This window comes from Pseudomonas putida, assembly GCF_001976065.1.
Classification (GTDB): domain Bacteria; phylum Pseudomonadota; class Gammaproteobacteria; order Pseudomonadales; family Pseudomonadaceae; genus Aquipseudomonas; species Aquipseudomonas serbica.
The window spans coordinates 1,119,507-1,137,934 of record NZ_MNAH01000001.1 but is presented as its reverse complement, the minus strand read 5'-3'; the positions used below and the strand labels follow the sequence as shown (position 1 = coordinate 1,137,934).

Annotated in this window: 16 protein-coding genes; 8 read left to right on the top strand and 8 right to left on the bottom strand. The window is 62.4% G+C overall.

What is annotated here, in order from left to right:
- Positions 1 to 67: 67 nt before the first annotated feature.
- From gspG to BKX96_RS33110, 3 genes are all read left to right on the top strand, one after another.
- Complete coding sequence (gspG, locus tag BKX96_RS05250) at positions 68 to 517, top strand: type II secretion system major pseudopilin GspG (protein WP_046815462.1); 450 nt, start codon at positions 68 to 70, stop codon at positions 515 to 517.
- A 14-nt stretch (positions 518 to 531) separates the two neighbouring features.
- The gene (locus BKX96_RS05245; RefSeq protein WP_046815561.1) at positions 532 to 1,719 is read left to right on the top strand and encodes a type II secretion system F family protein; all 1,188 of its coding nucleotides are present in this window, start codon (positions 532 to 534) and stop codon (positions 1,717 to 1,719) included.
- Between the two features lie 150 nt (positions 1,720 to 1,869).
- Positions 1,870 to 2,400 (top strand): hypothetical protein, encoded by a 531-nt coding sequence (locus BKX96_RS33110; protein ID WP_256721384.1) that lies wholly within the window; start codon positions 1,870 to 1,872, stop codon positions 2,398 to 2,400.
- A gap of 126 nt (positions 2,401 to 2,526) precedes the next feature.
- Here BKX96_RS33110 and BKX96_RS05230 read toward each other — a convergent pair whose 3' ends face one another.
- The 5 genes from BKX96_RS05230 to BKX96_RS05210 form a co-directional block, all read right to left on the bottom strand.
- On the bottom strand, positions 2,527 to 3,411 hold the full coding sequence (locus BKX96_RS05230) for a LysR family transcriptional regulator (RefSeq protein WP_077182952.1): 885 nt from the start codon (positions 3,409 to 3,411) through the stop codon (positions 2,527 to 2,529).
- A 107-nt stretch (positions 3,412 to 3,518) separates the two neighbouring features.
- Complete coding sequence (ycaC, locus tag BKX96_RS05225) at positions 3,519 to 4,145, bottom strand: isochorismate family cysteine hydrolase YcaC (RefSeq protein WP_046815465.1); 627 nt, start codon at positions 4,143 to 4,145, stop codon at positions 3,519 to 3,521.
- A gap of 35 nt (positions 4,146 to 4,180) precedes the next feature.
- Positions 4,181 to 6,019 carry an amidohydrolase gene (locus BKX96_RS05220; RefSeq protein WP_077182951.1) on the bottom strand — a complete coding sequence of 613 codons (1,839 nt, stop codon included), beginning with the start codon at positions 6,017 to 6,019 and terminating at the stop codon, positions 4,181 to 4,183.
- Positions 6,016 to 6,618, bottom strand: a complete 603-nt coding sequence (locus tag BKX96_RS05215) for an antibiotic biosynthesis monooxygenase (RefSeq protein ID WP_046815467.1) — start codon at positions 6,616 to 6,618, stop codon at positions 6,016 to 6,018. Before BKX96_RS05215 ends, BKX96_RS05220 begins: the two co-directional genes overlap by 4 nt.
- Before the next feature lie 244 nt (positions 6,619 to 6,862).
- The gene (locus BKX96_RS05210; protein ID WP_077182950.1) at positions 6,863 to 7,783 is read right to left on the bottom strand and encodes a LysR family transcriptional regulator; all 921 of its coding nucleotides are present in this window, start codon (positions 7,781 to 7,783) and stop codon (positions 6,863 to 6,865) included.
- Between the two features lie 157 nt (positions 7,784 to 7,940).
- Here BKX96_RS05210 and BKX96_RS05205 point away from each other — a divergent pair, with 157 nt between their 5' ends.
- Both BKX96_RS05205 and BKX96_RS05200 read left to right on the top strand, forming a co-directional pair.
- On the top strand, positions 7,941 to 8,372 hold the full coding sequence (locus BKX96_RS05205; RefSeq protein WP_046815469.1) for a helix-turn-helix domain-containing protein: 432 nt from the start codon (positions 7,941 to 7,943) through the stop codon (positions 8,370 to 8,372).
- Positions 8,373 to 8,465: 93 nt separating this feature from the next.
- On the top strand, positions 8,466 to 11,270 hold the full coding sequence (locus tag BKX96_RS05200) for an ATP-binding protein (protein WP_077182949.1): 2,805 nt from the start codon (positions 8,466 to 8,468) through the stop codon (positions 11,268 to 11,270).
- Here the strand turns inward: BKX96_RS05200 and BKX96_RS05195 are convergent.
- The gene (locus BKX96_RS05195) at positions 11,235 to 12,719 is read right to left on the bottom strand and encodes an ATP-binding protein (RefSeq protein ID WP_077182948.1); all 1,485 of its coding nucleotides are present in this window, start codon (positions 12,717 to 12,719) and stop codon (positions 11,235 to 11,237) included. The two genes, BKX96_RS05200 and BKX96_RS05195, sit on opposite strands and share 36 nt — an antisense overlap.
- A 160-nt stretch (positions 12,720 to 12,879) precedes the next feature.
- Complete coding sequence (locus BKX96_RS05190) at positions 12,880 to 13,830, bottom strand: GlxA family transcriptional regulator (RefSeq protein ID WP_077182947.1); 951 nt, start codon at positions 13,828 to 13,830, stop codon at positions 12,880 to 12,882.
- A gap of 276 nt (positions 13,831 to 14,106) precedes the next feature.
- Here BKX96_RS05190 and BKX96_RS05185 point away from each other — a divergent pair, with 276 nt between their 5' ends.
- A complete protein-coding gene (locus BKX96_RS05185; RefSeq protein ID WP_077182946.1) occupies positions 14,107 to 14,829 on the top strand; it encodes a pirin family protein in 723 nt (240 codons plus the stop codon).
- Between the two features lie 64 nt (positions 14,830 to 14,893).
- Here BKX96_RS05185 and BKX96_RS05180 read toward each other — a convergent pair whose 3' ends face one another.
- Positions 14,894 to 15,790, bottom strand: coding sequence for a LysR family transcriptional regulator (locus BKX96_RS05180; protein WP_077182945.1), 897 nt, complete (start codon positions 15,788 to 15,790; stop codon positions 14,894 to 14,896).
- Between the two features lie 113 nt (positions 15,791 to 15,903).
- On the opposite strand from BKX96_RS05180, the gene BKX96_RS05175 reads away from it, so the two are divergent.
- Positions 15,904 to 17,127, top strand: a complete 1,224-nt coding sequence (locus BKX96_RS05175; protein WP_077182944.1) for a YbfB/YjiJ family MFS transporter — start codon at positions 15,904 to 15,906, stop codon at positions 17,125 to 17,127.
- A 32-nt stretch (positions 17,128 to 17,159) separates the two neighbouring features.
- Entirely contained in the window at positions 17,160 to 18,158 is a 999-nt protein-coding gene (locus BKX96_RS05170; RefSeq protein ID WP_077182943.1) for an NAD(P)H-quinone oxidoreductase, read from the top strand.
- Positions 18,159 to 18,428: the final 270 nt, after the last annotated feature.

Here is an 18,428-nt window from a genome sequence, read left to right as displayed (position 1 = left end):
GCGGGGCTTTGCATGGCAATTGCATAAGCCATAGGCGCGACCCTTCTGCCGACTGTGTGAGGTCATCATGAAACAGCGTCTGCGTTTCGCCCCGCGTGCTTTTCCCCCTCGAGCCGAGCGCGGGTTCACATTGCTTGAACTGTTGGTGGTGCTGGTGGTGCTGGGGCTGTTGGCCGGCATCGTCGCGCCGAAGTACTTCGCCCAATTGGGCCGCTCTGAAGTGAAGGTGGCCAAGGCGCAAATAGAAGGCCTGGGCAAGGCCTTGGACCTGTACCGGCTGGAGGTTGGCCATTACCCCTCGACTGAGCAGGGATTGCAGGCTCTGGTAACCGCGCCCAGTGACGAAACCCGCTGGACCGGCCCGTACCTGCAGAAAAAACTGCCGCAAGACCCTTGGGGCCGTAACTACAACTACCGCTATCCCGGCGAAAACGGTGAGTACGACCTGCTGTCCATGGGCAAGGACGGCCAACCCGGCGGCGAAGGCGAAAACGCCGAAGTCACCAGTTGGCAATGACGGGAATGGCGACCATGCGTTTTCACCTCAAAGCGGTCGGCAAGGCCGGTGTGGTTTCAATGACTGTCGAGGCGCCGGGTGACAGCGAAGCCCGGCGCATCGCCGAAGACCAGGGCCTGCGCGTGCTCAGCCTGCACGCCGAGCGGCACTGGCGGGCGCTGCGCCCCAGGCAGCGTGAGACCTTCAACCTGGTGTTGTTCAGCCAGGAACTGACGACCCTGCTCAATGCCGGCCTGCCGTTGATCGATGCGCTGGAAAGCCTGGCGGAAAAAGAAAACGCGCCGCAAGCCCGCAAGACCTTGAGTGAACTGGTGCGCCTGCTTTACGAAGGCAAATCGTTTTCCCAGGCCTTGGGCCAACTGTCGGCAGTGTTCCCACCGCTCTACGTTGCGTTGGTCCAGTCCAGCGAGAAGACCGGCGCAGTGGGCGAAGCCCTGGGCCGATACGTCAGCTATCGCCAACGCATGGACGAGGTTCGCCAGAAGATCGTCAGCGCCTCGATCTACCCCCTGTTGTTGCTGGTGGTGGGCGGTGGCGTGGTGTTGTTCCTGATGGGCTATGTCGTGCCGCGCTTTAGTCTGGTGTTCGAAGGGCTGGGGTCGAACCTGCCGTGGCTGTCGCAGATCCTCATGAGCAGCGGCATGTTCCTGCACGCCCACCAGGGCGAGTTTTTCGGCGCCTTCGCAGCAATCGTCATCGCCCTCGCCTTCCTCCAGCGCCAGCCGGCCTTTCGTCGCGGCCTGGACCGCCTGATCGAAAAACTGCCGGCGGTGCATCAACGCATCTTCATGTACGAGTTGGCGCGGTTCTACCGTTCCCTGGGCATCCTGCTGCAAGGCGGGATTCCGCTCGTCACCGCCATGGGCATGGTGCGCAACCTGCTCACCCCGGCCTCCCGAATGCGCCTGGACCAGGCCTGCGAACGGGTGCGCGAGGGGCAATCCCTGTCGACGGCGCTGGAACTCAATCACCTGGTGACCCCGGTATCCCTGCGTCTGCTGCGCGCTGGCGAACAGTCCGGCAATCTCGGACAGATGATGGAACGCAGCGCCGACTTCTACGACGAAGAAATCAGCCGCTGGATCGAATGGTTCGTGCGCCTGTTCGAACCCTTGCTCATGACCTTCATCGGCCTGCTGATCGGGGTGATCGTGATTTTGATGTACATCCCCATATTCGAGCTGGCCTCGAGCATTCACTGACGCCTCTGGGACGGGCCTGGGCGAGAGGTTCCAGTCTTTTTCAGCGTGACAACGAATAAAGCCGGACCTTGGCGTGTTTACCCACTGAATATGGCAGCACGTTGCAATGTTCATCAACGTTCCAACTTGAATTAGAAGACGGAGAACGACATGCACATCAACAAGCTATTACTGGCAGTCGCAATTGGCGCGGTCCTGTCGGCGTCTACCGTACTGATTCCGGACAGCCTGTCCGGGGTATCAAGTGCCCAGGCGAAAGAAGGTGGAAGTGGTGGGGGCGGTGGCGGTGGCGGCCACGGTGGCGGTGGTGGCGGTGGCGGTCACGGCGGTGGTGGTGGCGGTCACGGCGGCGGCAGTGGTGGCGGCGGCGGTCACGGTGGTAGCGGCGGCGGAGGTAATGGTGGTGGCCACGGTGGTGGCGGTCACGGTGGTGGCAGCAGCGGTGGCCATGGCGGCAATAGCGCCGGCAGCGGTCATAGCGGCAGCGACCATGCTTCGGGACACGCAGGCAATACAGCCTCGAACTCCGGGCGTAGCAGCACCCACTCCGAACCGGGCGACGACCATGGGGTTCATCAGGCCGGGCATGACGACAATGGGGTTCACCGCTCCGGCGAAGTCGGCGACGATCGCGGCCTGCATGCTGCGGGCGAACCCGGCGACGACAAACGCGTCAACTGACCTGCTCGAACCCTGTGGGAGCGGGCTTGCTCGCGAAGGCGATGGCACATCCAACAGTGATGTCGCCTGACACTGCGCCTTCGCGAGCAAGCCCGCTCCCACAATTGACCGTGTGAAAGTGTCGATCTACAACACGTCCAGCCGCTCGCGCAGAAACTCGATCAGCGCCTGCACCGGTCGCGACGCCTGGCGATGTTGCGGATACACCGCCGACAGCGTCAGCGGCTCGGGACAAAACTCATCCAGCACCGTTACCAACCGACCATCCTTCAACGCCGAACCGACGATAAACGTCGGCAGGTAAGTAATCCCCATCCCGGCAATCGCCGCGTCCTTGAGCAACTCGCCATTGTTGACCCGCATCCGCCCGGTGACGTTGACCATCAGCGGCTTGCCCTGCCCTTCGAAACGCCATTGCACCTGCCGCCCGTGGCCGTACGGCAGGCAGTCATGCTGGTGCAACGCTTCGGGTTTGACTGGCGTGCCGCGCTCAGCCAGGTAAGCCGGGCTGGCGCAGTACACTCGCTGGATGGAAGCGATGCGCCGGGCAATCAGCGTCGAGTCTTCCAGCGTGCCGATGCGCAGGGCCAGGTCGTAACCTTCGCCAAGCAAATCCACCGACCGATCGCTCAGGTCCACCTCCGCCGTGACGTCAGGGTAGCGCTGTAAAAACTGCGGTAGCAGGCACCCCAGGTGCGCCAACGCAAACGACAGCGGCGCACTCACGCGAAGGGTGCCGCGCGGTTCGGTGGTCTGCCCGGCGATGCCCTGCTCCACCTGCTCGACTTCGCCCAGCAAGCGCAAGGCCGATTCGTAGTAACTCTGCCCCAGCGGGGTGACATCCAGCCGCCTTGTCGAGCGATTGAGCAGCCGCACGCCAAGTCGCGCTTCGAGCTGCATCAGGCGCCGGCTGACGAACTGCTTGGACAAGCCCAGATGATCGGCGGCGGCGGTGAAGCTGCCGGAATCCATCACCTGGCAAAAAATACGCATATCTTCGAACGGGTTCATTGTCATGCCTTGATTGACAGTCACCCGCAGTTATAGCGGCTTATGCTCGTTTCGACACCCTATTCAATGTGTAACGCAAGCCGGGCTCCTACAAGGGTGGTGCGTTATTACTTGGCGGTGAACGTGGTGTAGCTGTTGATCAGGTTGCGGTAGTTCGGAATGCGTTCGGACAGCAGGTTGGCCAGGCCTTCCATGTCGTTGCGCCAGTCGCCCTGCAGCTCGCAAGCCACGGAGAACCAGTTCAGCAGTTGAGCACCGGCGGCGGACATGCGGGCCCAGGCGGCTTGTTGCACGGTGGTGTTGAAGGTGCCGGAAGCATCAGTCACCACGAACACGTCAAAACCTTCGGCCAAGGCCGACAGGGTCGGGAACGCCACGCACACATCGGTGACCACACCGGCAATGATCAGTTGCTTGCGACCGGTGGCCTTCACGGCCTTGACGAAGTCCTCGTTGTCCCAGGCGTTGATCTGGCCGGGGCGCGCAATAAACGGTGCATCCGGGAACTGCGCCTTGAGTTCCGGCACGATTGGACCGTTCGGGCCGCTGTCGAAACTGGTGGTGAGGACGGTCGGCAGATTGAAGAACTTGGCGATGTCGCCCAGGGCCAGCACGTTGTTCTTGAACTCATTGGGCGAGAAATCCTGGACCAGCGAGATCAGGCCAGTCTGGTGGTCGACCAACAACACCACGGCATCGTCTTTGTTCAAGCGTTTGTACGGTACGTTGCTCATGAAAAACTCCTTGATGGATGGTTGTCGCTTATTGATCAGAAGGCAAAACACGAACAGCCAAAGGCACCCCAGAAACCGGCGAAGTCACTGACCGGCGCATTCGACAGCCGCGCCCGCTCATGGCTGTGGGAGTGCACGGCACAAGGCCCGCTGCACTGGTGAACCTGTGCCTGCAACGGCGAATTCGGCCGCCAGTGGCCCGGTACCTTGACCACCGGCGACCAGTCCGGCAGCACCGGCACACTGGCGGGGCCAAGTTTTTCGAAGTCGCCAGCGGCATACACCACCTTGCCGCCGACCACGGTCAGCACCGACTCGATCCACTTGATCGCTTCGTCCTCGACGCTGAAATAGTCCGCGCTCAATACCGCCACGTCCGCCAATTGCCCGACCTTGATCTGGCCTTTCTTACCCTGCTCGGAGGAGAACCAGGCGCTGCCGTGGGTGAACAGCTCCAGGGCGGTCTGGCGCGACAGGCCCTCGGCGTGCAACGCCAGGCCACCGACGGTGCGGCCGCTGACCATCCAGTACAACGAGGTCCAGGGGTTGTAGCTCGACACCCGCGTGGCATCGGTGCCGGCACCGACCGGTATACCTTCGGCTAACATGCGCTTGATGGGTGGCGTGGCTTCGGCCGCCTTGGCGCCGTAGCGCTCGACGAAATATTCGCCCTGGAACGCCATGCGATCCTGGATGGCGATGCCGCCACCCAGCGCCCTCACCCGCTCGATGTTGCGCGGGGTGATGGTTTCGGCGTGGTCGAAAAACCACGGCAGGCCATTGAACGGAATGTCGCGATCAACCTTCTCGAACACGTCGAGCATGCGGCTGATGGATTCGTCGTAGGTGGCGTGCAAGCGGAACGGCCAACGCTGCTCAACCAGATGGCGCACCACCGGTTCCAGTTCGTCTTCCATGGTTTGTGGCAGGTCCGGGCGTGGTTCGAGGAAGTCCTCGAAATCCGCCGCGGAGAACACCAGCATTTCCCCGGCGCCGTTGTGCCGCAGGTAGTCGTCGCCCTGGTGCAGGGTCACGCTGCCGGTCCAGTTCTTGAAATCGGTCAGCTCTTCCTTGGGCTTCTGGGTGAACAGGTTGTAGGCAATGCGTACGGTCAGTTGCTGGTCCCTGGCCAACTGCTCGATCACCTGGTAGTCGTCCGGGTAATTCTGGAAACCACCACCGGCGTCGATGGCGCTGGTCAGGCCGAGGCGATTGAGTTCGCGCATGAACTGGCGCGTCGAGTTGACCTGATACTCCAGCGGCAACTTCGGCCCCTTGGCCAGGGTCGCGTACAGAATCATCGCGTTGGGCCGCGCCACCAGCATGCCCGTGGGCTCGCCATTGGCATCGCGCACAATTTCCCCACCCGGCGGGTTCGGCGTGTTGCGGGTATAACCGGCGACCCGCAGCGCGGCGCGGTTGAGCAAGGCGCGGTCGTACAGGTGCAGGACGAACACCGGGGTATCGGGCGCGGCCTGGTTCAGCTCTTCGAGGGTCGGCAGGCGCTTTTCGGCGAACTGGAATTCGTTCCAGCCCCCGACCACCCGCACCCACTGCGGCGTGGGTGTGCGGTCGGCCTGATCCTTGAGCATGCGCAGCGCATCGGCCAGTGAAGGCACGCCTTCCCAGCGCAGCTCGAGGTTGTAGTTCAGGCCGCCACGGATCAGGTGCAAGTGCGAGTCGTTGAGGCCGGGGATCACGCAGCGACCCTTGAGGTCGATCACTTGCGTGCCGGAACCGCGCAAGGCCATGGCCTCGGCATCGCTGCCGACCGCGACGAAGCGGCCCTCGCTGATGGCGACCGCAGTGGCGCGTGGGTTCTCACGGTCGACGGTATGAAATTGACCATTGAACAGAATCAGATCGGCGTTCATCGCGTTTCCTTGGGCGCAGTGGAAGAAGACAGCCAGGGCGCGAACAGACGCGTCGCCATCGGCATGAACAGGTACACCACCGACAGCACGATGGTCAGGGTAATCAGGAATGTCGCAACCACGTAGTTGGACAGCACCGCGTTGAGTTGCAACAACGGGCCCCAGAGCAGCGGCACCAGCAGGGTGTGCGGCAGAATCACCAACAGCGTCACCACGGCCTGCTTCCAGCGCGGCGGTGGCGCAACCGACTCCACCTGCGGGGCGAACCAGAACTCGTTGACCGGGTTGACTTCGGTCTGGTCGCCGTCGGCCAGCATCGGCGTGGCGTCGTTGACCAGCGCCCGGCGTTGCGGCGAATCGAGCCAGCGCTGCATCGCAGAGGTGGAGCAAAACCGCAGGACGCAGGTGTACATATCCAGGCCCGCGTTCTTGCCGCGCATCACATCCACGCCCAAGTGCCCCTCCTGCTGCCCGGCGACACTGACAATGTTGCGCAGCCAGGCTTCGTAGGGCACTTCAAAACCGGCCTTGACCCGGTGTTTGATAACCAGGGTCACAACCTCCTCGAAGGGCGAGTCGAGCACGTTGGAATCAGGCATGGTGGCGGGCTCCGGCGAGACAATATTGGATTGGATAATGCCGGGGCGAGGAAGGAAAAAATTGAATGTACGTGCTGTTTTTGCGATGTACCCCGAATAGATCCCTGTAGGAGCTGGCTTGCCAGCGAAGGCGGTTTTACATTCAACAATGTGCCTGACTGACACACGGCCATCGCTGGCAAGCCAGCTCCTACAGGGGTTGGTACATCCGCAAAAAGACGGGTTGGCGGGCAAGCCGCCACGATCAAGCAGGGATCGACAGCGGCTCCGACATGAACTGGCTGATCCGCGACCGCAACCAGCGCTCCGCCGGATCATTGTCATGTACCCCACTCCATGCCATCGACAACTGCGCCGCGGCAATCTCGAATGGCGGATCCTCAGCCCGTAAGCCACACCCTTCCACCAGCGCACACGCCGCATAATCGGGCACCGTGGCAATCATCTCGGTCCCGGCGAGCAACGCACGCAATCCACTGAACTGCGGAACCCCCAGCACCACCCGGCGAGTCCGGCCAATCTTCGCCAGGTCCAGATCGATATTGCCACTCAGGTCCCCGGAAAACGACACCATCGCATGGGGACGCGCACAGTACTCATCCAGGGTCAGCGTCCCCGGACGCTTGTCACCGCGCAGCACCTTGCAGGGAATATCACGCAGTTTCTTGCGCTTGGCATTGGCCGGCAGGTCGGTGGTGTAGCTGACGCCCACGGAGATTTCCCCCGACGCCAGCAAGGCCGGCATCAGCAGGTAATTGGCCCGGCGCACGACCACGACAATGCCCGGTGCTTCCTCCTGCAACTGGCGCAGCAGCGGCGGAAACAAACCGAACTCGGCATCGTCCGACAGGCCAATGCGAAAGACGTCGCAACTGGTTGCCGGATCAAACTCCTTGGCGCGACTGACCGCGCCGGAAATGGTGTCCATCGCCGGTTGCAGTTCCTTGAGAATCGCCAGCGCCCGCGCCGTCGGCTCCATGCTTCTACCGTTGCGCAACAGCAACGGGTCGTCGAACAGATCGCGTAACCGCCCCAGGGCTGCACTCACGGCCGGCTGGCCCATGAACAGTTTTTCCGCCACGCGGGTCAGGTTCTTTTCGAACATCAGCGCTTCGAAAATAACCAGCAGGTTCATGTCGACGCGGCGCAGATCGTTACGGTTCATAGGCACGGTTCCCTTGTGTGTTGAGCCAGGCGCGAGAGGGCGATTGTGTCTGACTTTACCCAAGACTGCCCGCCCTGGACGAGGAATTAACAACGTTTAACTCGCAAGCCAGAGCCTTGGGGTTCAAGAATGAATCCTACCTACACGGACATTCGCCATGGCTTATTTACAGCAAAGCACCGCCCGCGCGACAGTCGCCCGAACCCAGGTAAAAAGCGCCAGCGGCCTCAGCGCCCAGCGCGAACGGCTGGTGAAACGCCTGATCCTCGATCGCCTCGGCGAAACCCTGCAAGTGAGCGAACTGGCCCAGGCCTGTTCGTTGTCACGCAGTCATTTCTCCCGCGCATTCAAATGCAGCACCGGCTGTTCGCCCCAGGAATGGATTCGCCAGCAACGCATCGCCCGGGCCAAGCACCTGATCCAGCACACGGACCTGAGCCTGACGCAAATCAGCCTCGAATGCGGTTTCTGCGACCAGGCGCACTTCTGCCACATGTTCACCCGCAGCGAGGGCATCAACCCGTTCGCCTGGCGTTGCCGGGTCGTACGCGCCCTTCCCACTTCACCTGCCTGCGGGCAACGCCATTGACCGCTGTAATGACGGACGCATTGCGCGCCGGCAAAAATCTGAGGAATATGCTCCAGAAGTGCGTTCCAGACGCATTCACCCAGGAGCACCCCGTTGACCCTTGCCCCCGAACAGGCTGTGCATTTCGGCCCCTACAGGATCTACCCTGGACGACGTCTGGCGATGGAATCCGACCGCCCCCTGCGCCTTGGCCGACGCGCCATGGACATCCTGTTGATCCTGCTCGAACACGCCGGGAAGGTCGTCAGCAAGCAACAGCTGTTGACTCAAGTCTGGCCCGATAGCGTGGTGGAAGAGATCAACCTGCGGGTGCACATGGCAGCCCTGCGCAAAGCCCTCGGCGACGGCCAGGCCGGTCAGCGCTACATCGTCACCGTGGCCCAGCGCGGCTACAGCTTTGTCGCGCCGTGCGCGCTGGAGCACATCGAACACCGTCCGCAACATGACGTCGTTGAATCCAGCGGCCATAACCTGCCCTTGCGCCGCGCCCGCCTGATCGGCCGCCAGGTGCTGGTCGACCGTCTGGTGGCGCAACTGCCGCGCCAGCGCTTCATCACCCTCGTCGGTCCCGGCGGCATCGGCAAGACCAGCGTCGCCCTGCGCGTTGCCGAGCAACTGATCGGCCGCTACCGCGACGGCATCCGCCTGCTGGACCTGACACCGATCAACGAACCTTCGATGATCAGCGCTCATCTGGCGACATTACTGGGATTGTCCCTGCACGACAGCGAACCGATGAACAGCCTCGCCACGTTCCTGCGCGAACGGCATATGTTGCTGGTCATCGACAACTGCGAACACCTGATCGACAGCGTCGCACTGCTCTGTGAACGCCTGCTGCGTGGCGCGCCGCAGGTGCATATCCTGGCCACCAGCCGCGAGAGCCTGCGTGCCGAGGGCGAATTCGTCCAGCGCCTGGAACCGCTGGACTGCCCCCCGCCCGTTGCCGTGCCGGACCGCGCGCAGGCCCTTGGTTTTTCCGCATTGCAGCTGTTCGTCGAGCGGGCCATGGCCAACCACGACAGCTTTGAACTGACCGATGCCGAACTGCCACTGGCCATCGATATCTGTCGCCGCCTGGACGGCATTCCACTGGCCCTCGAACTGGCCGCCGCGCAAGTCGCCAACCTTGGCCTCAGCGGCCTGCTGGCGCAGTTGCAAGAAAGTTTTCGCCTGCTCACCCACAGCAGCCAGACCAACCTGGGCCGGCACCAGACCCTGCGCACGACGCTGGACTGGAGCTTCAACCTGCTCAATGCCTGCGAACAAACCTGCCTGCGTCGACTGGGCATCTTCCGCGGTGGCTTTACGCTGGAGTCGGCAGCGGCGGTGATCGTGGGCGAACACATCGAACCGCGCGAGGTGTTTGGCTCGATCACGCAACTGGTGGCCAAGTCGCTGCTGAGCGTGGACGTCGGTGATGAAGAGGTGTTCTACCGCCTGCTCGACACCACCCGCAGCTATGCCCTGGAAAAACTCGAGCAGAGCGCTGAACTGCCCGAGACCCGCAAACGTCATGCCGAGCGATGCCTGACCCTGATGCAGCAGGCGCAGGACGACTGGGAGCATATCCCCACCGGGCTGTGGATCGAGCGTTATGCCCGCAGTCTGGAAGACATCCGCGCGGCGCTCGACTGGGGGCTGTCTGCACCGGGGCCACATGCACTGGCAATCCGCCTGACCGCGACGTCCACGCCGCTGTGGCAGGAACTGTCGCTGCTCAACGAGTACGGTGGTTATGTGCGCAAGGCCCTGGCGCTGCTCGACGCCGCGCCCGAGGTCTGCCCGCGGCTGGAAATGCAGCTGAAACTGGCGCTGGGCAGCACCTGTTACCACGCCCAGGGCGGCACTGGCGAAACCGTAGAAGCCTTCGTCAGCGCCCGGGCCTTGGCCAGGCGCTGCAACGACGTGGCCGGACAACTGCGCGCCGTCTCCGGGCACCTGGCGGTCAACCTCAGTTGCGGCCACTATCAAGCGGCCCTGGAACAGAGCGAGCAATTCGACCGCCTGGGCTTGCACGGTGACCCGATGCTGTCCCTGAGCACCCATCGCCTGCGGGTGCTGGCCCTGCACTTTGCCGGCGACCAGCAGCGGGCACGGATGAACGCCGAAGAGGTGATCCAGCGCATGGCCCACAGCGGTCATCTCAACCGCTTCACCCATGGATTTGGCGTGCAATACGACCAGAGCGTCGCCGCCCTGACCATCCTCGCCCGCATTCGCTGGATACAGGGCCAACCGGAGCAAGCCTGGCACACAGCGCGGCAGGCGCTGGACATTGCGCTGCAGATCAACCACGGCACGTCCATTTGCTACACCCTGGCACTGGCCGGCTGCCCGATCGCCCATTACAACGGCGACAGCCGAACCGCTCGCGAATGCTTGCACCTGCTGCTGGAACAGGCGCAGAAACACTCGGTGCTGCTGTTCTACACCTGGGCTCGACACTATGCCTTGGTCATCGACGGTGCCCAAGGCAATGCGTTACCTGGGCCGGCTGTGGGTTTGATCAAGGAAATCATGGTCACCCTCGACAGCAGCCTGGTCGATGACGATTTGCTGCAACGCGCCGAGACCGGTGCAGCGGGCTGGAGCACCGCGCAGATTCTGCGGGCCAGGGCCGAGGCGCTGCTGACCGCCGATTGCCCGGTGCAAGACGCTGCCGCCGAGACCTTGCTGGACAAGGCGCTCAACGTGGCAAAAACCCAGGGTGCCCTGGCGTGGGAGCTGCGCAGTGCCACCTCGCTGGCGCGGCTTTGGCAGCGCCAGGGCCGCGACCGGCAAGCCCGGGAGCTGCTGTCGCTGATCTACCAGCGGTTTACCGAAGGCCATGCCACTCCGGACCTGGTCGCCGCGCAACGCTTACTCGGCGAACTCCAGGACCATGTACCGGCTTGATGGCCGGCGCAGATGACTCACATAGCCGGCGTAGCGCATTTCGAAGGTGCGCAAGGCCCCGCTCTGTTCGAGCTTATCCAGGGCATAGCAACGGGTGGTATTGAGAAAACGGTAGCGTGTCACGCCGTGGACTTGCTCCAGCGACAGCAGCGATTTGAGCGCCAGGCTTTCCATCACGTTGCCCAGACTGGAGGGCGGCAGCGTCGCACAACTGATCACGTCCATTGCCGCATCCAGGGAGAACGCCGTTTTGAACACCGCCAGGCGCTGCAATGCGATTTGCTCCATTGGGGGCAGGCGCTCATAGCTCCAGTCCAGGGCCGCCTTCAGGGTCTGGTGCCGCGGGACTGCCGTGCGCCGGCCCTGGGTCAGCATCTGAAAACAGTTATCCAGTTGCGCTTGCAGCCCCACCAGCGCCAGCGCATCGATCTGCGCCGCTGCCAGTTCAATGGCCAAGGGCAAACCATCGAGTCGCCGACAGATTTCGCGCACGGCCTTGAGGTCCTGCTCGCGCAGGGCAAATCCCTGCTGGCGGGCTCGGGCACGGCTGACGAACAACTGCACGGCCGAATAACCCATGACCTCATCGAGACTGCGCAACGCCGACATCGGTGGCACCAGCAGCGGCGGCAATGGCAAGAGTTCTTCGCCGGCAGCCAGCAGCGGCTCACGGCTGGTGACGAGGATCGACAGGCGGGGTGCCGAAATCAACAGCTGCTCGACCAGTGCCCGGCAGCTTTCAAGCAGGTGCTCGCAGTTGTCGAGGACCAGCAACCCATGCCACTGTCCCAGCGCGTCCAGGTTCGTTCCAACGTCCAGTTCCAACGTGTGAATCAGGTAATCGACCACCTGCGCCGGGTCATCGATCATCGCCAGATCCACCCGCCACACGCCATCGCGAAAATGCTGCAACAGCAATTCGGCGGCACGCAGCGCAACGGTGGTCTTGCCAATGCCACAGGGGCCGACCAGGGTGATGCAACGGCGCTGCGGCAACTGCCGCACCAGGCTGCCAACCACAGCATCGCGACCGGTAACGGGCGTGAGTCGTGCCGGCAGGTTGTGTGGGGGTGTCGCAAAGGGGTCGATGGCCAAAGGCGCGACCTCCATCGCCTGGCGCACCGACGCGACAAAACTGTAGCCACGCTCGGGAATATTGACGATGTAGCGGTGCCCGTCCTGTCCGTCACGAAAGGCCCGACGCAGGGCCGCAATGTGCACGCGCAGGTTGATTTCCTCGACCACCGTTCTCGGCCAGACCTGGGCTATCAGCGCTTCTTTGCTGACCACCGAGCCTGCGTGCTCGACCAGCACCTGCAGGATATCCAGCGCGCGCCCGCCCAGGCGTAGAGGTTGATCACCCTCAAGGACCAGGCGTTGATTGAGGTGCAACGCGTAGGGGCCGAAGTGCAGCACGGGGTCGCTGGTTATATTTCTGAGGCTATTCATGCGTCTTCACCCGCTGGAAACCTGCTCGGCACACGAGTCCATCCAGGCTCCGTACCTTCCTTGCAATGAGTTCAGCGGTATCTTGGCAGGCCCCGATGACGGTTCAACCGCCACGGGGGGAGCGTCACGGCCATCAGGGTGCGCACAACGGACAAAGGCGCTAGCTGAACTGCTCGCGGTACTGGGTCGGGGTCAGGCCGAGCTTTTCACTGAACAGGAATCGCATGTGCCGCACGCTGCCGAAACCACTTTTGAAGGCGACGGTCTTGAGCGGCAGGTCAGCGGTCTCCAACAGGTTCCTGGCGCAGTCGATACGTGCGCTTTGCAGAAATTCCATGGGCGTCATATTCACTTCCCGGGCGAAGACCCTGGCGAAATGGCGCGCACTCATGTTGGCCAGACCGGCCATGCGTTCGATGCTGAAGGCTTCGTCCAGGTGCTCGAGCACATGGTTCTGCACCCGGGTGATCGGCGTCTCATGGGGGGCCACTGCCGCCATCAGCGGGCTGAACTGCGCCTGGCCGCCCTGGCGTTTCATGACCACCAACAACACCTTGGCCACGTCCTGGGCGACTTTCTTGCCATGGTCTTCGGCGACCACGGCCAGTGCCAGGTCAATGCCGGCGGTGACGCCCCCGGACGTGATGAGGTTGCGGTCCTGGACGTAAATCTGATCGGTCTCGACCGTCACCCCGGGGAATGCCTTGATCATCCGTTCGGTGTAATGCCAGTGGGTGGTCACGCGATAGCCGTCGAGCAAACCGGCGTGCCCCAGCACAAACGCCCCGGTGCAGATCGAACCAAAGGTCCTGGATCGACTCACGTTGTGCTTGAGCCATTGAAGCAAGCGCGGATGTTTTTCGTTGTAGGCACCGGGGCCACCGGGTACCAGCAGCAAATCATAGCCGTCACAAGCCTGCTCGACCGGCATGTCCGCCTGCACCCTCACGCCATTGGACGCGCGCAATGCGCCGGGTTCGGTGCCAAGGGTCGTCAGCACATAGTGGTCGTCGGGCTTGAGGTAACGATTGGCGATGGAAAACACCTCCATCGGCCCGGCCATGTCGAGCAGGAGAAAGTCGGGGAACAGCACCATTGCCACGGTTTTCATGGGTTCAAGATCACTGGATCAAAAAAAGGGATACATACACGGTCCCACTGCGGGAGCGGGCTTGCTCGCGAATGCAATATTACATTCAACAATGTTGGTGATAGACATACCACCTTCGCGAGCAAGCCCGCACCCACAGGATACCGCGCCTACACGCACATCATTGTCAACTTAAAAGAGACAGTATTTCAATTTTCATCTACTTATTGCATCCACTGGTAAACATTAACCTTCTCCTCACTCGGACGAATCACCGTCCCCACAGGAGATTTCATCATGCTGACTCTTCGCAAAGCATCGGATCGTGGCCTGGCCAATCACGGCTGGCTGAAGTCGTTCCATACCTTTTCCTTCGCCAGCTATCGCAACCCCAAAGAACAGGGTTTTTCCGATCTGCTGGTGATCAACGATGACCGCGTGGCCGCCGGTAAAGGCTTCGGCCAGCACCCGCACCGCGACATGGAGATTTTCTCCTACGTACTTGAAGGCGCGCTGGAACACAAGGACACCCTGGGCACCGGCTCGGTGATCCGCCCTGGCGATGTGCAGTTGATGAGCGCCGGCAGCGGTGTGGCGCACAGCGAGTTCAACCATTCGGACTCACGGCCCGTGCACTTCCTGCAAATCTGGATCGTCCCGGATGTCAGTGACGCCAAGCCCCGTTATCAGCAAGAACATTTCAGTACGCAAAAGAAACGCGGTCGCCTGCAATTGATCATCTCCCCCGACGGCGCCCAGGGTTCGCTGAAGGTGCGCCAGGACGCGCGGGTATTCGCCGGCCTGATCGATGGCAAGGAAAGTGCCACGCTGGAACTGGCCACCGATCGATATGCGTATGTGCATGTGGCTCGCGGTCGCGTCGAACTGAACGGCGTGCCACTGCAGGAAGGCGACGGTGTGCGAGTTCGCGAGGAGCAGTTGCTGACCTTGAGCAACGGCGTGGATGCCGAGGTGCTGGTGTTCGATCTGCGTGCGAACGAGTTGCCAGAATTGCCATAACCCTGTGGGAGCGAGCCTGCTCGCGAAGAACGCAAGGACAACGCGGTTTTCCAGGGCGCACGCGTTATCGTTGACGTTCATCGCGAGCAGGCTCGCTCCCACAAAACCCTTCGACAATCTCGTCAATCACCACACGGACCCTCGCCGTATGTCGAAGGTCCGCGTGGGTCACCAACCACACGTCATACGGCAACGGCCGGGTACGCTCCGGCCACAGTCGGACCAGCCCATCCCTCTCCCCCACGTACACCGGGATTTCCCCGATCCCGATTCCCGCGGCAATGGAACGCCGCACCAGCAGGCTGGAACTCAGGCTCGCGACAATCCGTCCGCGCCCCATGGGTTCACTGACCAGGGTCATGTCCTTGCAAGCCTGCAAATACGGCTGATACACCACCAGATCGTGCCCCTCGAACGCCGATCCCGGCTCGGGAACGCCGTGGGCATCGACGTAGGCTTGCGAGGCGAACAGGCCCACTGGCCACCGGGCGATGCGCCGGGCGATCAGGTCCGGGTTTTCCGGCCGGGTATTACGCACGGCGATGTCGGCTTCGCGCTTGGCCAGGCTGAGGATTTGCGTCGAGGCGTCCAGTTGCACCCGCACGTCGGGGTGACGTTGATGCAACCGCGCGACAGCCGGGATCAGGAAGTCGATGGCCAGCGAGTCGGTGGTGGTAACCCGCACGGTGCCCGTCAGCCGATCATCGAGGCCCTGGATGCGGCGCTGCAGTTCCAGCGCCGAATGCTCCATTTTCTCGATGGCGCGCATCGCTGCTTCACCCACCGCGGTCAATGCATAACCCTCGGAGGTGCGCAGGAACAGCGTTGCGCTCAAAGACTTTTCCAGCGCCGCGATTCGCCGGCCGACCGTGGCCTGGTCGACCCCCAGCACCCGCGCAGCGCCACGCAAGGTCGATTCGCGGCAGACCGCCAGGAATACCCGTGCGTCATCCCAATTCATAGGCTCCTCCTTCACGATGCATTTATGCATCACTGTAGCGTGAAATCGCTGCACTTACGCTGCAACAAAGCTGGTTATGCTGGACATCAGTGCAAACCTACAGGACATCACCCATGCCCAGTGCAGCGGATTCCCCCGGCACACCACGCAGCGCCATCTGGCTGCCCATATTCGCCGGTCTCAGTGCCAGCCTGGTCAGTATCGGCCTGGCGCGTTTCGCCTATACACCGTTGATTCCCGCGCTGATCCAGGCCCATTGGTTTTCCGCCAGCGACGTGGTGTACCTCGGCGCCGCCAACCTGGTGGGCTACCTGATCGGTGCGCTGATCGGCCACCCGTTGGCGCGGCGCTCGTCCAACAGAACCGCGCTGCGCCTGATGATGCTGGCGGTCACACTGTCGTTTTTTGCCTGTGCATTCCCATTGTCGGTGAGCTGGTTTTTCGGCTGGCGTTTGCTCTCGGGCGTCGCCGGCGGCGCGATCATGGTGCTGGTGGCCGCGACGGTGTTGCCGCACGTGCCGGCCTCGCGCAAAGGCCTGGCCAGTGGCGCGATCTTTCTCGGCATCGGGCTGGGCATTGCCGGATCGGGAACGATCGTCCCGCCGTTGTTGAGCCTGGGCCTGCAACAAACCTGGTTGGGCCTCGGCTTGCTGGCACTGCTACTGACCGCCATCAGCTGGTTTGGCTGGCCGTCAGCGGCACCACAGGCCACGACGACAGCGACGGCCGATGCCGCGTCGACCCGCACCCACCCGGGCGTTTACTTGCTGTTTGCCCAATACGCACTTATGGCGGCGGGGCTGGTGCCGGCCATGGTATTCCTGGTCGATTACGTGGCTCGCGGCCTCGGGGCCGGGCCACATGTCGGCGCGCTGATCTGGGTGATGTACGGCCTGGGCGCGATTGTCGGGCCGGTGAGCTATGGTTTTCTCGCGGATCAACTGGGGGCGAAGCCGAGTATTCGCCTGGTGCTGGTCATACAGGCGATCGCTGTGGCGCTGCTGTCGATCTCCAGTTCCTTCACGGTATTGGCCCTGCTCGCGCTGATCCTCGGTTCGTTCCCCCCGGGCATCGTGCCGCTGGCACTGGCGCGGGTTCACGAACTGGTTCCCGAGCATCATCAGCAACAGGTGGTCTGGAGCCGCGCCACCGTATCGTTTGCCACCTTCCAGGCCATTTCCGGGTTCGCTTATTCCGCCCTGTTCAATGCCAGCGGCGGCCATCATGGGTTGATGTTCGTGATTGCGGCGGGAGCGATTGTCGTGGCGTTGTTGCTGGAGTTGGCCACGCGATTATTGAATCGACCTGTGCAGCGTGTTCAGGCCAATTGCCCATGAAGATCTTTTGATTCTCCACACAGGTATATGAAATGAATTTGCCCAAAGACATGACCCTGATTGAAATCACCCGACCCGGTGGCCCTGAAGTCCTGCAACCGCGCCAGGTGCCCTTGCCCAAGGCGGGCGACGATGAAGTGCTGATCCGCGTGCACGCCGCCGGGGTCAATCGTCCCGATGTGATTCAACGCGCCGGCAAGTACCCGATGAAGCCCGGCATGAACCCGAACCCCGGGCTGGAAGTGGCCGGTGAAGTGGTCGCCGTGGGTGCAGGTGTCAGCGCTTTCATCGTCGGCGACAAGGTCTGCGCGCTGACCAATGGCGGCGGTTATGCGCAGTATTGCGCGGTCCCGGCCAGCCAGGCGCTGCCGATTCCCGAAGGCATGGACTGGGTGCAAGCGGCGGCGATCCCGGAAACTTTCTTCACGGTGTGGGCCAACCTGTTCGACATGGGCGGCGCCAGCAAAGGCCAGCGCGCGCTGATTCACGGCGGCACCAGTGGCATCGGCACCACCGCCTTGATGTTGTGCCGCGAATTCGGCGTCAAGGCATTCGCCACGGCGGGCAGCGAAGAAAAGTGCGCGGTGATCCGCCAACTGGGGGCCGAAGCGATCAACTATCGCGATCAGGACTTTGTCCAGGTCATCCAGGAAAAAACCGCCGGCAAGGGCGTCAATGTCATCCTCGACATCATGGGCGGTTCATACCTGAACCAGAATATCGCGGCATTGGGCATGGAAGGCCGACTGGTCATGCTGGGTTTTCTCGGCGGCGCCGTCGGCAAGGACGTCGACCTGCTGGCGATCATGGGCAAACGCGCGACGGTCACCGGTTCGCTGCTGCGTCCGCGCACCCGGGAAGAAAAAGCCTCGATCGCCGAACAATTGCGCGAATACGTATGGCCCGTGCTCGCGGCCGGGCGTTGCCTGCCGATGATCGACAAGGTATATGCGCTCACCGAGGCGGCGCAGGCCCATGCGCGGATGGAAGCTGGCGATCATATCGGCAAGATCGTGCTGCGCGTTGACTGAAAGCAACGCAAGACCCTGTGGGAGCGGGCTTGCTCGCGAAGGCGGTGTGTCAGTCAGCATTCGTGAGGCTGATGCGAAATGGCGCTCCACTTGACCACCCGTTTGCGTTCGACCTGACCAGTCACTTGCATTCGCTCTGACCAACCATTACATCGGATTTGACCAGCACGCGTTGTAACCATGATCGGCAGAGAACGGCCAAAAGCAGTCAGTGCACGGAGCAATGGCAAATGAGCAGCTATGCTTGATCTGTTGCCAGTCTCTGCTAGC